This is a genomic window from Polaribacter sejongensis (genome assembly GCF_038024065.1).
In the GTDB taxonomy this organism is placed as follows: Bacteria; Bacteroidota; Bacteroidia; order Flavobacteriales; family Flavobacteriaceae; genus Polaribacter; species Polaribacter sejongensis.
This window is the reverse complement of the sequence record NZ_CP150667.1, coordinates 3,708,400-3,720,917: the sequence shown is the minus strand read 5'-3', so window position 1 is coordinate 3,720,917 and position 12,518 is coordinate 3,708,400. Positions and strand designations below refer to the sequence as shown.

Annotated in this window: 13 protein-coding genes; 5 read left to right on the top strand and 8 right to left on the bottom strand. The window is 30.8% G+C overall.

Features of this window, described 5'->3' with window-relative positions; all coding sequences use genetic code 11:
- Positions 1–12 precede the first annotated feature (12 nt).
- The 5 genes from WHD08_RS15255 to WHD08_RS15235 form a co-directional block, all read right to left on the bottom strand.
- Positions 13–990, bottom strand: a complete 978-nt coding sequence (locus tag WHD08_RS15255) for a polyprenyl synthetase family protein (protein ID WP_165733079.1) — start codon at positions 988–990, stop codon at positions 13–15.
- Positions 991–1,070: 80 nt separating this feature from the next.
- Complete coding sequence (rlmN, locus tag WHD08_RS15250) at positions 1,071–2,108, bottom strand: 23S rRNA (adenine(2503)-C(2))-methyltransferase RlmN (RefSeq protein ID WP_208890224.1); 1,038 nt, start codon at positions 2,106–2,108, stop codon at positions 1,071–1,073.
- Between the two features lie 224 nt (positions 2,109–2,332).
- Positions 2,333–3,382: a tRNA preQ1(34) S-adenosylmethionine ribosyltransferase-isomerase QueA gene (queA, locus tag WHD08_RS15245; RefSeq protein WP_165733081.1), complete on the bottom strand. Its 1,050-nt coding sequence runs from the start codon at positions 3,380–3,382 to the stop codon at positions 2,333–2,335.
- 72 nt (positions 3,383–3,454) lie between these two features.
- A complete protein-coding gene (locus WHD08_RS15240; protein ID WP_208890226.1) occupies positions 3,455–4,684 on the bottom strand; it encodes a 3-phosphoshikimate 1-carboxyvinyltransferase in 1,230 nt (409 codons plus the stop codon).
- A 111-nt stretch (positions 4,685–4,795) separates the two neighbouring features.
- Positions 4,796–5,497: a crotonase/enoyl-CoA hydratase family protein gene (locus tag WHD08_RS15235; RefSeq protein WP_165733083.1), complete on the bottom strand. Its 702-nt coding sequence runs from the start codon at positions 5,495–5,497 to the stop codon at positions 4,796–4,798.
- 300 nt (positions 5,498–5,797) lie between these two features.
- Between WHD08_RS15235 and WHD08_RS15230 the strand changes: the two genes are divergently transcribed.
- Positions 5,798–7,099 (top strand): voltage-gated chloride channel family protein, encoded by a 1,302-nt coding sequence (locus WHD08_RS15230; RefSeq protein WP_208890227.1) that lies wholly within the window; start codon positions 5,798–5,800, stop codon positions 7,097–7,099.
- Between the two features lie 21 nt (positions 7,100–7,120).
- On the opposite strand, the gene WHD08_RS15225 is transcribed toward WHD08_RS15230, so the two are convergent.
- The 3 genes from WHD08_RS15225 to WHD08_RS15215 are packed head-to-tail and all read right to left on the bottom strand — an operon-like array spanning position 7,121 to position 9,255.
- Positions 7,121–8,089, bottom strand: coding sequence for a DoxX family protein (locus WHD08_RS15225; protein WP_208890229.1), 969 nt, complete (start codon positions 8,087–8,089; stop codon positions 7,121–7,123).
- The gene (locus WHD08_RS15220; RefSeq protein WP_208890230.1) at positions 8,086–8,712 is read right to left on the bottom strand and encodes a hypothetical protein; all 627 of its coding nucleotides are present in this window, start codon (positions 8,710–8,712) and stop codon (positions 8,086–8,088) included. The genes WHD08_RS15225 and WHD08_RS15220 overlap by 4 nt, the downstream gene beginning before the upstream one ends.
- A 6-nt stretch (positions 8,713–8,718) precedes the next feature.
- A complete protein-coding gene (locus WHD08_RS15215; RefSeq protein ID WP_165733087.1) occupies positions 8,719–9,255 on the bottom strand; it encodes a DUF1599 domain-containing protein in 537 nt (178 codons plus the stop codon).
- Between the two features lie 89 nt (positions 9,256–9,344).
- On the opposite strand from WHD08_RS15215, the gene WHD08_RS15210 reads away from it, so the two are divergent.
- The 4 genes from WHD08_RS15210 (at position 9,345) to cdaA (ending at position 12,514) form a co-directional block, all read left to right on the top strand.
- A complete protein-coding gene (locus tag WHD08_RS15210; RefSeq protein WP_208890232.1) occupies positions 9,345–9,926 on the top strand; it encodes a TIGR00730 family Rossman fold protein in 582 nt (193 codons plus the stop codon).
- Between the two features lies 1 nt (position 9,927).
- On the top strand, positions 9,928–10,752 hold the full coding sequence (gene folP, locus WHD08_RS15205; RefSeq protein ID WP_208890233.1) for a dihydropteroate synthase: 825 nt from the start codon (positions 9,928–9,930) through the stop codon (positions 10,750–10,752).
- Between the two features lie 327 nt (positions 10,753–11,079).
- Entirely contained in the window at positions 11,080–11,685 is a 606-nt protein-coding gene (locus WHD08_RS15200) for an ExbD/TolR family protein (protein ID WP_208890235.1), read from the top strand.
- 52 nt (positions 11,686–11,737) lie between these two features.
- Positions 11,738–12,514 carry a diadenylate cyclase CdaA gene (gene cdaA / locus WHD08_RS15195; protein WP_208890236.1) on the top strand — a complete coding sequence of 259 codons (777 nt, stop codon included), beginning with the start codon at positions 11,738–11,740 and terminating at the stop codon, positions 12,512–12,514.
- Positions 12,515–12,518 lie beyond the last annotated feature (4 nt).

Below are 12,518 nucleotides of genomic sequence, written 5' to 3'. Positions count from 1 at the left end.
AAGTAAAGTAAACTATATTTTACGTTTTACCACGTAATCTATCATGGTTAATAGCGAACTTTTATATTCAGATTCTGGATAGTTTTCTAAAATAGCTAAGGCTTTATTCTTGTAGTCATTCATTTTAATGGTGGTATATTCTATACCGCCATTTTCTTTTACAAAAGTAATTACCTCTTTTACGCGTTTTTTATCTTTATTGTGTTTTTTGATAGAATTGATTAACCAAGATTTCTCTTTTTTAGAACAAGTGTTTAAAGTATAAATTAAAGGCAGTGTCATTTTCTGTTCTTTAATATCAATTCCGGTAGGTTTACCAATTTTATCATCGGTATAATCAAACAAATCATCTTTAATCTGGAAGGCAATACCAATATATTCTCCAAATTTTCGCATTTGTTGCACGGTATCATTATTAGCACCTACAGAAGCTGCTCCAATACCACAACAAGCGGCAATTAAAGTCGCTGTTTTTTTACGAATAATATCAAAATAGACATCTTCTGTAATGTCTAATTTTCTTGCTTTTTCTATTTGAAGTAATTCACCTTCGCTCATTTCACGAACGGCAATAGAAATTAATTTTAACAAATCAAAATCTTCATTATCTATGGATAACAATAATCCTTTTGATAATAAAAAATCTCCAACCAAAACGGCAATTTTATTTTTCCAAAGTGCATTTACAGAGAAAAAACCACGTCTTCTATTACTTTCATCTACCACATCATCATGTACCAAAGTAGCGGTATGAATCAATTCTACAACAGAAGCACCTCTATAGGTTCTTTCATCGAAACCTCCATTAGAAACCATCTTTGCTACTAAAAAAACAAACATTGGTCGCATTTGTTTTCCTTTTCTACGAACAATATAATAGGTAATTCTGTTTAAAAGCGGAACTTTAGACAACATAGAATCTTTGAACTTTTCTTCAAAGAGTTCCATTTCATTTTTAATGGGTAGTTTAATAAGTTCTACTGGCTTCATTTGTACTAGACGAGTTTTTAGAAAGTCAAAAATAGGGAAATTAATAAGATACTGAAACAAGTTCTGTACCGCTATTTTCTTTAAGATTTATTTGCTAATTGCCCACATGCAGCATCAATATCTTTACCTCTACTTCTTCTTACATTTACTGTAATATCATTCATTTCTAAGTTAGAAATATAATTATTAATTGCAGACGGACTCGCTTGTTGAAACTCTCCATCATCAATTGGGTTGTATTCTATTAAATTGATTTTACAAGGCACTGCTTTACAAAAGGCAACCAGAGCTTTTATATCTTCTTTTCTATCGTTGATACCTCCCCAAACAATATACTCATACGTAATTGCTCTTCCTGTTTTTTCGTACCAATATTCTAAAGATTCTCTTAAATCTTTTAATGGAAAAGTAGCATTAAATGGCATTACTTTAGTTCTTATCTCATCGATTGCAGAATGTAATGAAACTGCTAAATTAAATTTAGCTTCTTCATCTGCCATCATTTTTATCATTTTTGGAACTCCAGAGGTAGAAACAGTAATTCTTTTAGAAGACATCCCTAAACCTTCTGGAGATGTAATCATCTCTATAGATTTCATTACGTTTTTATAGTTCATAAGAGGTTCTCCCATACCCATAAAAACAATATTTGTTAGTTTTTTGTCATAATACAATCTACTTTGTTTATCAATTACCACAACCTGATCATAGATTTCATCTGGGTTTAGATTACGCATTCTTTTTAAACGTGAAGTTGCACAGAATAAACAATCTAAACTACACCCAACCTGACTAGAAACACAAGCGGTTGTTCTTTTTTCTGTAGGAATTAAAACTGACTCTACAATTAAACCATCGTGTAATTTAATTCCGTTTTTTATAGTTCCATCCTTACTTTTTTGCATAGAATCTACTTTGATATGGTTAATTACAAAGTTTGCTTCTAACATTTCTCTAGTTTCTTTAGAAATGTTTGTCATAGCCTCAAAGGTATGTAAAGACTTACTCCAAAGCCATTCATATACTTGATTTCCCCTAAAGGCTTTGTCGCCATTTTCTACAAAAAAATCGCGTAATTGGTCTTTAGTTAAGGCTCTTATGTCTTTCTTTTTAGTCAAGTTTTCTAGTTTTTAAAAATAGAGTTGCAAAAATACGCATATAATTTTAGCTTATTACTATAGTTTGCTAATTGGCTGCGTTAGCGATTGAAGTGGCATCCTTTTTTGTTTTTTTTAACAAAAAAGATATAACGAAAAGCGCGACCTTTTTAGGGAACGCCCAAAAACAGAAAAACTGACAATTAAAATAACTGTCAGTTTTTGTTTTTAAATTCTTAACAGAATTATATGATTAACATAGCATCTCCGTACGTAGAGAATTTATATCCTTCTTTTATAGCTTCTTTATATGCATCCATTACAAAATCGTAACCTCCAAAAGCAGCTGCTTGCATTAGTAAGGTAGATTTTGGTGTATGAAAATTAGTAATCATTGCGGTTGCAATGCTAAAATCGTGCGGAGGGAAAATAAATTTATTTGTCCAACCTGTATATCCGTTTAACTCACCTTTAGAAGAAACTGAAGATTCTATAGCTCTCATTACCGTAGTACCAACAGCACAAACTCTTCTTTTTTCTTTTTTAGCTTTATTAATTTTATCTGCAGTAGCATCTGAAATATCAATTTGCTCAGAATCCATTTTGTGCTTTGATAAATCTTCTACTTCTACTGGGCTAAATGTACCTAAACCAACGTGTAATGTAGTTTCTGCAAACTCAACTCCTTTAATTTCTAAACGTTTCATTAAATGTTTAGAGAAGTGTAAACCAGCTGTTGGTGCTGCAACTGCTCCTTCATGCTTTGCATAAATAGTTTGGTAACGCTCATCATCTAAAGGTTCTACATCTCTACCAATAGCTTTAGGTAATGGTGTTTGACCTAATTCTAATAATTTTGCTCTAAATTCTTCGTAAGAACCATCAAACAAGAAACGTAAAGTTCTTCCTCTTGATGTTGTGTTGTCTATTACCTCAGCTACTAAACTATCATCGTCTCCAAAAAATAATTTGTTTCCAATTCTAATTTTTCTTGCTGGATCTACTAAAACATCCCACAATCTATTTTCAGAATTTAGTTCTCTTAATAAGAAAACCTCTATCCTAGCACCTGTTTTTTCTTTATTACCATACATTCTTGCAGGGAAAACTTTGGTATTATTCAACATCATAACATCACCTTCATCAAAGTAATCTATTACATCTTTAAAAACCTTATGTTCTATGGTTTGTTCTTTCCTGTTTAATACCATTAAACGAGACTCATCTCTATGTTCAGCAGGATACGTTGCTAACAATTCTTCTGGTAAATCAAATTCAAAATGCGATAATTTCATATATATATTTGCTTATAACGAGCGCAAAGATACGATATCGGGATAGGCGTTGTCAAGTGTTTGCCTAATTATTTACACTTTATCTATTTTAATGCCAATTTGTTGCATGTCATCCCAAAACTTTTGATACGATTTTGTAACCACTTCAGCATTTAAAATTTTAATAGGAACTCTTAGCGCCAAAGGTGCAAATGCCATTGCCATTCTATGATCGTTATACGTTTTTATAGAAATATTAGAATTTATTGTCGAAGAAATTTCTAAATGTAAACTTTTATCGGTTACAGAAATTGTAGCTCCTAAATTGGTTAACTCGTCATTTAAAGCGACTAACCTATCTGTTTCTTTAATTTTTAAGGTATGTAAACCGGTTAAATTACACGCAATATTTTCTGCAAAACAAGTTACAACAATTGTTTGTGCAATATCTGGTGCATTTTTTAAGTCGATTTCTAAAGTTGCTTTCTTTGTTTCTTTTACTTTTTTTAAGGTGATAAAATTCTCACCAAAAATAGTTTCTACTCCAAAGTGTTGATAGATTTCTGCCAAACAAGAATCTCCTTGTAAGCTTTCTTTTTTATAAGCTGATAAAGAAATTTCTGATCCTATTTCTGCCAAAGCAGCAATTGAATAAAAATAACTTGCAGAAGACCAGTCTGATTCTACCACAACGGTTTGTTTTTTCACCGATTTCTTAGGCAAAACTTTAATAAAGTTTCCTTCAAAATTAGTTTCAATTCCTAATTGATTTAACAAACTTAACGTCATGTTTATATAAGGAACTGAAGTAATTTTACCTAGTAACTCTATTTCTAATCCGTTTTCTAATTTTGATGCAATTAGCAACATAGAAGAAATATATTGACTACTTACATTTCCATTAATTTGGACTTTATCTGTTGTAATTTTAGAACCTTTGATTCTAATTGGCGGATACCCAACTTTATCTTCATAAGTAATTGTTGCTCCTAAATCTTTTAAAGCATTTACCAATATTTCAATTGGTCTGTTTTGCATTCTCTCAGAACCTGTAAGCACCACTTCTCTACCTTCTTTTACAGCAAAATAAGATGTTAAAAAACGCATTGCTGTACCAGCATGACCAATATTTACAACTTCATCTTTTGTAGAAAGAGCATGTTGCATGTGTACAGAATCGTCTGAATCTGATAAATTTTCTATAGAAAGTTCTGGAAATAAATTTTGAAGAATCAACAATCTATTCGATTCACTTTTAGAACCAGAGATTGTTATTTTCTCATTAATCTTTTTATTATCTACAACATTTAATAATATATCCATCTCTGTAAGTTCTATAAATTGATTTTATTAACAAAATGCCAAAGTTACTACTCAAAAGGCTTTTACCAAAGTTTCTTTGCTTTAAATAAATGTAAAAATTCTATACTTTTATTAAGAATTGATAGAGATATCGCTATTTAAATCCAATTCAATTGCATTTTCTAAATCTTGCAAATGTTGTTTTCTAACTTTTAACTTTGTTGCTGCATGTGCTTTTTTATTCAATTTAGAAAACATGCCTGCAACTTTTATTGTTGCTGGCAACAAATGGTCTACAGGAACAATTAAGTCTAAAAAACCAGCTTTTACAGCATCTTTTGGGTTGTAAATTTCAGAATTATTTACACTTCTATTTACATACACCTCAGACAATCTAGATTTTGCAATTGCAATACCAGCATTGTGCATCGTCATACCAATCATTACTTCATTTAATCCTATTTTAAAATCGCCTTCTACTCCAATTCTATAATCTGCAGAAAGCAATAAAAATGCACCTTTAGCAATAGCGTGACCAGAACAAGCGATAATTATTGGTTGTGGAAAAGACAACATTCTCAAAGATAATTTAGAACCTTTTGTTACCAGTTCTTTCGCCGCTTCTGGTGATTTTGTCATCACTTTTAAATCGAATCCTCCAGAGAAAACACCGTTTTGACCAGTAAGAACAAATACTTTATTTTCGGTTGCTGCTTTGTCTAAGCCAGCATTCAAACCTTCTATTACTTCATGAGAAATCGCATTTGCTTTTCCGTTGTTAATAGTAATTAAAGCGTAATTTTCTTCTGATTGATAAGTAACAAATTCGTTCATTATTTTTATATTTTAAAAGAAGTTACAATATAATCTAAAATTACAACATCAACAATTCATCCTTCATCATTCATTTTATTTGGGCGTTACCAAAAGGTCGGGTTTGGAGTTTATCTTGAGCGAAGTCGAAAGGCTACAATCTTTTTATTCGTACCTCTAAAAAAGGATTTCCACTTCAACCCCTAACGCAACCTACTTGACAACAATCTATAATTGAAGATTTATTAGTTATTATTTGTTTATTTTTGCCCAAAAGGAAAGAATTTAAAACTCCTTTTATATACAGAGGTTTAAAAACACATGGATAAAATTAAAAAGTTTTTTCTTCAATTTCAACAAAGTTTCTCTTTCGTTTTTCTATTAAAATGGACTTTTATTTGCTTACTTATTGGCGCATTAACAGGTAGTACTTCTGCTGTTTTTCTATGGACTTTAGAATGGGCTACAAATTATAGAGAAGCAAACCAATGGATTATTTGGCTGTTACCTATGGCGGGTTTTGTAATTGGTTTATCGTATCATTATTATGGAGAAAGTGTTGTAAAAGGGAACAATTTATTATTAGAAGAGTTCCACAACCCTAAAAAAGTAATTCCTTTTAAAATGGCTCCTTTGGTCTTTATTGGAACTATTCTTACTCATTTATTTGGTGGTTCTGCTGGTCGTGAAGGAACTGCTGTACAAGTTGGTGGCGCTATTGCAGATCAGTTTACAAAAATTTTTAAATTAAATAATCTAGATAGAAAAATTATATTGATTGCTGGTATTAGTGCAGGTTTTGCCTCTGTTTTTGGCACGCCTTTAGCAGGTGCAATTTTTGCTCTTGAAGTAATGGTAATCGGTCGCATAAAGTTTGATGCAATCATTCCGAGTTTTCTTGCTGCTGTTTTTGCTACCTATTTTTGCGATGTTTGGCAAATTTCTCATCACACACATTATACTATTTCTACGATTACTGCATTAACGCCAGCAAGTATTTTATGGGCTTTATTAGCAGGAATTATTTTTGGATTGGCAAGTATGTTGTTTTCTAAATCTACGCACTTTTGGGGTGTACTCTTTAAGAAACAAGTTAAATATGCACCACTTCGTCCGGTTATTGGTGGTATTGTAATAGCTGTAATTGTATACCTTATGGGAACTACAAAATACATAGGACTTGGTGTACCAACTATTGTAGATGCTTTTAATATCGATTTAAATTCCTATGATTTTATCTTAAAAATCTTATTTACTTCATTTACTTTAGGAGCAGGATTTAAAGGAGGAGAAGTAACACCTTTATTTTATATTGGAGCAACTTTAGGAAATGCTTTAGTTTGGTTTATTCCTTTACCAATGGGTTTATTAGCAGGAATGGGATTTGTTGCTGTTTTTGCAGGAGCTACAAATACACCAATTGCTTGTACTATTATGGGAATTGAATTATTTGGTATTGAATCCGGTGTTTTTATAGCCTTGGCTTGTATAACTTCTTATTTATTTTCTGGGCATACTGGTATTTATACTGCTCAAATTATTGGAAGTCCAAAACACTTATTTTCTAAAATTGAAAAAGGATTAACACTTACTGAAATTGACAAGCAACACAGTAAGAGTTAATCCTTAGAATATTTAGTTATTCTATAATTCTATATCATCAACATCTACCCAATTTTTCTTTTCTACAACAGTTCCTTTATCTAAAATAACAACTCCTGGGTTTCCTCTAATAATGGTTTTAAGGGTTGTTTCGTCACAGAATAAAAAGTCGAAAGGCAAGTCATACTTTTCCTTTGCTAAAATTAAATCATCAGAAAAAGAAGCCGAAACTCCATAAACGGTATATCCTTTTGATTTCGCTTTTGTAGCAATATCTTTAATTGCTGGAAAACCGTTTTCATCAGCTTTATCTAAATTATAGACAATTACCAACATTACTTTTTCCTTCTTTAATAATTCTGGTGCTAAATCTGCTTGTTCATCTTCTAACATAAAATCATGCACTGGCGGTATGCTGCCATCTTTAGGATATACCATTCCTTCCGGAATATTCTTACCAATTGCATAGGCTCTAAAATCTATAATTGGCAAATGCGTTAATACATGTTGCACAATAAAAAGGAAAGCTGCCAATGATAAAAACGTAATTACTTTCGGAATTTTACCTCCAAAAATTGGTTTTACATATTTTACGCCTACTACTAAAATAAGCACTAACGCAATTAAAATAACGTTTTTATAGAAAGTACCCCAAGTAGATAATTTTACAGCATCTCCAAAACAACCACAATCTGTAACTTTATCATAATAAGCAGAATACCAAGTTAAAAACAAGAAAACAAGTGTTAATAAAAACAAGCTCCAAACAGTTAATTTAGATTTGTAACCGATTAAAACCATCACTCCTAACAATATTTCTGCTACAATTAATACAATTGAAAAAGGCAATGCATACGGAATTAAAAACTCCATATTTAAAACACTTTCAGAAAAGTATTCTTCAAATTTGTATTGAGAACCTATTGGATCTACCAATTTTACAAAGCCCGAAAATATAAATAAGGCTCCTACTATAATTCTTGCTAATTGTACTAATATTTTCTGTATCATGGTTTTCTACTTTTATAATTGTGCTTTTTATCATTTACCGTTAAATAATAAATTGCGAAAAATAATCTTCTTTTTATTCCTTTAAATTCTTTTTTTTCAAATTGATAAAATACGGTTGATTGCACTCCAAAAGAAATTTCATTTGACATGTAAAACAGATCATAAAAATCTCTAAATAAAACATCTTCCTTTTTTAAACTCTTTAAAAACAAGATATATTTTCCAAACAGATTCAAATCATAAGATTTTTCTGTAACTTCTGTATCTAAATCAAAATAAGCCTTGTGAATCCAAATTTCTTTAAAAAATAGGCTATCTATTTTTGAGTACAATTTTTGCTGTAATTTATAATCTATTGGAAGCTCCAATTCTTTATTCCCATAAACTGCACTTGTTATCGTATTCTTATTATATTCATAATAACAATCAACTTTAGGTCTACTTTTATCTAAACAGATTTCGCTTTCAAAAAAATTCACAATCATTGATAAATCTTCCAACTCTTTATCAGTAAAAAATTCTGACATAGATTTATCAGCTTTCATTTCTTTATGAGTAGACGATTCTTGGCTAGAACAATTTGTATAAAATAAAATGGCAAGTAAAAAAACTACCTTTTTCATATAAATTTACTCCGCTAAATGAATCATTGCAAAAATTGCATAATTAATCATGTCTTGGTAGTTAGCATCGATCCCCTCAGAAACCAATGTTTTCCCTTTATTATCTTCAATTTGTTTCACGCGTAATAATTTCTGTAAAATTAAATCTGTCAAGCTAGAAACACGCATATCTCGCCAAGCTTCACCATAATCATGATTTTTATTCATCATTAATTCTTTGGTAATTTTAGCATGTTTGTCATATAAAACAGTAGCTTCTTCCGTATTTAAGTCTGGGTTAGCCACTACTCCATTTTCTAACTGAATTAACGCCATTATAGAATAATTAATAATTCCAATAAACTCAGATTTCTCTCCTTCATCAACTTTTCTTACGTCGTTTTCTTGTAATTGACGAATTCTTTGCGCCTTAATAAATATTTGATCGGTTAAAGATGGTAAACGTAAAATTCGCCATGCAGAACCATAATCACTCATTTTTTTTATAAATAAACTTCTGCATTCTTCAATTACAGCATCATATTGTTTAGATGTATCTTGCATTCTATCTTGTTAAAAAGTATTTGTTCAAAAATACTAAATCCTATAGGCATTTCATTTATTTTTGTCAAAGAATTTTAAAACTCACTAAGTTGAAAAAAATTGTTGTCTTTTGTGGCTCAAGCCTAGGTTTTAACCCTATTTATAAAGAAGCTGCTGTAGCATTAGGAAATCATTTTGTAACCCACAAAATTGGTTTGGTATATGGAGGTGGAAAAATTGGTATGATGGGCGCAATTGCTGATACTATTCTTTCTAAAAATGGTGAAGTTATTGGCGTAATTCCTCAATTATTAGAAAAAGAAGAAGTTATACATTCTGGAGTAGAAGAAATGATTGTTTGCAAAACAATGAGCGAACGTAAAGTAATAATGAGCCAATTAGTAGATGGTTATATTACGCTTCCTGGAGGTTTTGGCACCTTAGATGAATTGTTTGAAGCACTTACTTTAGGTCAGCTTTTTATTGAGCAAAAACCTGTAGGACTTTTAAATATTAATGGTTTTTTTGATGCTGTTATACTGCAACTAGATAAAATGATTGAAGAAGGTTTCTTAAAACAAACCAATAGAGATATGTTAATAGTTGGTACTTCTGTAGAAGATTTAATGCAAAAAATGGAAGCTTACGAAGCTCCAAAAATGAGCCATGTAATTAATAAAGTAGTGAGCTAAAATGACTATAAATTGCAAAGGTACTTTAGTAGATTTAACTTCTCCAAAAGTGATGGGGATTTTAAACATTACCCCAGACTCTTTCTTTGACGGCGGTAAATATAAAAACGAATCTGACATTCTTTCTCAAACAGAAAAAATGCTTTTAGACGGCGCAACGTTTATAGATGTTGGTGCGTATTCTTCCAGACCAGGAGCAAAACACATATCTGAAGAAGAAGAACTACAACGAATTGTTCCGGTTATTAATTTATTGACTCAAAATTTTCCGGAAATTATTATTTCTGTAGATACTTTTAGAAGTAAAGTTGCCCAAGAAACTATCAATGCTGGTGCAGCAATTGTAAACGATATTTCTGGTGGACAAATGGACAATAATATGTTTACAACCGTTGCCAATCTGCAAGTTCCTTATATTTTAATGCATATGTTAGGCACTCCACAAAATATGCAGAAAAATCCAATTTATACAAATGTAACTCAGGAAATTATTTCTTTTTTCGCTGCACAAATACACAAATTACATCAACTAAAACTAAACGATGTTATTATAGATGTTGGTTTTGGTTTTGGTAAAACAAACACTCATAATTTCGAAATTCTTAAAAATTTATCGCTTTTTAAAAGTTTAGAGACACCCATTTTAGCCGGAATTTCGCGTAAATCTATGTTGTATAAAACGTTGGATATTTCTGCGCAAGAAGCCTTAAACGCTACCACTTCTGCAAACACTATTGCCCTTTTAAATGGTGCAAAAATTTTACGTGTACACGATGTTAAAGAAGCTGTCGAAGCTGTTAAAATAGTAAATCAGATTTCTTTTTAGAAGCTATTTCTCGCTTTCCACTATATCTTTTTGCTGAAAAAGCAAAAAGGATGCCGCTTCAATCGAGGCTAGACTTGTTTGCTAACAGATAACTTAAATAAAATAAGCTTGTCATTTCGAAATGAGATTTTTCATCGATTGAGAAATCTCATCATTTAACAAACAGATTGCTTCGTTTACATACTTGCAAAGATAATACTAAAATACTTGGCATTCTTTTTGTTAAAGAAATGTTAACATCAAATAACTACCTAGTCAAACTTTAATAAATCAATTCGAAATAATTCGGATTGAAAATCCATTTATTAACTTTAAAATCTAGGAATTATGAGTAGAAAAGGAACTCCAGAAATTAATGCCGGTTCCATGGCAGATATTGCATTTTTATTATTAATCTTTTTTTTGGTCACCACAACGATGAGTGTTGATGCCGGAATTTCCAAAAAAATTCCACAAAAACAAGAAAACCTCACAGATATTGACATCAATGAAAGAAATATCCTTGAGGTAAACATCAACAAAAAAAATGAACTATTTGTAGACGGAAAAACGATTGAATTAAAAGAACTGAAACAGATTGCTGTCAATTTTATAGACAATGGTGGTGGATTAGACATCAACAAAAATAGTTGTAATTGGTGCAATGGAAGCAAAAACCCATCCTCTTCAGACCATCCCACAAAAGCAATAATCACTATAAAAACAGATCGGTTAACTACTTATGAAACCTATATCTCTTCCTTAGACATTCTAAATTCGGCCTATACACATTTACGAAACAAACTGTCTGTAAAATTATACAATCAGAATTATGCGAGTTTGTTAAATGCCTATAAAAATTCTAATAATAGTGATAAAAACATTCAAGAGAAAATAAAATTAATCCGAGAAAAATACCCTTTATTAGTATCAGACATAGAATTTGATAATTGATATTGCTGTCAGCAAATTTATTAGTAATTTAGCCTAAAATCAGTCAATTTTCATGTTCGATTTTATTGAATTTTCTTTATTAGATGCTTTAGACATTGTATTAGTTGCCACACTACTCTATTACATTTACAAGCTATTAAAAGGCACAGTTGCTATTAATATTGTAATTGGAATTGCGTTTATTTTCTTAATTTGGAAAATAACACAAGCTCTTAAAATGGAAATGCTGAGTGGTATTTTGGGATATCTACTTTCTGGTGGAGTTATTGCTCTTATCATTGTTTTTCAGCAAGAAATACGAAAATTCTTATTAATGATTGGTACAACAAACTTTACCAATAAACGAAGTTTTTTAAAACAGCTTAAATTTTTACATACAGAAATAGGTACTGAGATTGATACAGAGACAATTTTAGATGCATGTAAAAGCATGGCTAAAACTAAAACGGGTGCTCTAATTGTTATTGAACGTACCAATGCTTTAGATTTTTTAATAAACACAGGAGATAGCATGAATGCTTTGGTAAATGTGGCTATTTTAGAAAGTGTATTCTATAAAAACAGTCCGTTACATGATGGTGCTTTAATTATTAGAGACAATTATATTGTGGCAACAAGAGTTATTTTACCTGTTTCCGACAGTACTAAAATTCCTTCTAGATTTGGATTAAGACATAGAGCTGCAATTGGTGTTTCGGAAAAAACAGATGCCGTTTGTTTATTAGTATCAGAAGAAACTGGGGAAATTTCTTATATAAAAGATGGTGGATTTGAGTTGTATTCTGATTTTAAGGAACTGGATGAAAAACTAAAAAAAGATTTAATGTAAACTT

Excerpts from the sequence above, each read along its gene's own strand:
- folP (WP_208890233.1), top strand. The coding sequence starts at position 9,928 with ATGACTATAAATTGCAAAGGTACTTTAGTAGATTTAACTTCTCCAAAA.
- WHD08_RS15225 (WP_208890229.1), bottom strand. The coding sequence starts at position 8,089 with ATGATACAGAAAATATTAGTACAATTAGCAAGAATTATAGTAGGAGCC.
- cdaA (WP_208890236.1), top strand. The coding sequence starts at position 11,738 with ATGTTCGATTTTATTGAATTTTCTTTATTAGATGCTTTAGACATTGTA.
- WHD08_RS15220 (WP_208890230.1), bottom strand. The coding sequence starts at position 8,712 with ATGAAAAAGGTAGTTTTTTTACTTGCCATTTTATTTTATACAAATTGT.
- WHD08_RS15240 (WP_208890226.1), bottom strand. The coding sequence starts at position 4,684 with ATGGATATATTATTAAATGTTGTAGATAATAAAAAGATTAATGAGAAA.
- WHD08_RS15200 (WP_208890235.1), top strand. The coding sequence starts at position 11,080 with ATGAGTAGAAAAGGAACTCCAGAAATTAATGCCGGTTCCATGGCAGAT.
- WHD08_RS15230 (WP_208890227.1), top strand. The coding sequence starts at position 5,798 with ATGGATAAAATTAAAAAGTTTTTTCTTCAATTTCAACAAAGTTTCTCT.
- WHD08_RS15255 (WP_165733079.1), bottom strand. The coding sequence starts at position 990 with ATGAAGCCAGTAGAACTTATTAAACTACCCATTAAAAATGAAATGGAA.
- WHD08_RS15215 (WP_165733087.1), bottom strand. The coding sequence starts at position 9,255 with ATGCAAGATACATCTAAACAATATGATGCTGTAATTGAAGAATGCAGA.
- queA (WP_165733081.1), bottom strand. The coding sequence starts at position 3,382 with ATGAAATTATCGCATTTTGAATTTGATTTACCAGAAGAATTGTTAGCA.
- WHD08_RS15235 (WP_165733083.1), bottom strand. The coding sequence starts at position 5,497 with ATGAACGAATTTGTTACTTATCAATCAGAAGAAAATTACGCTTTAATT.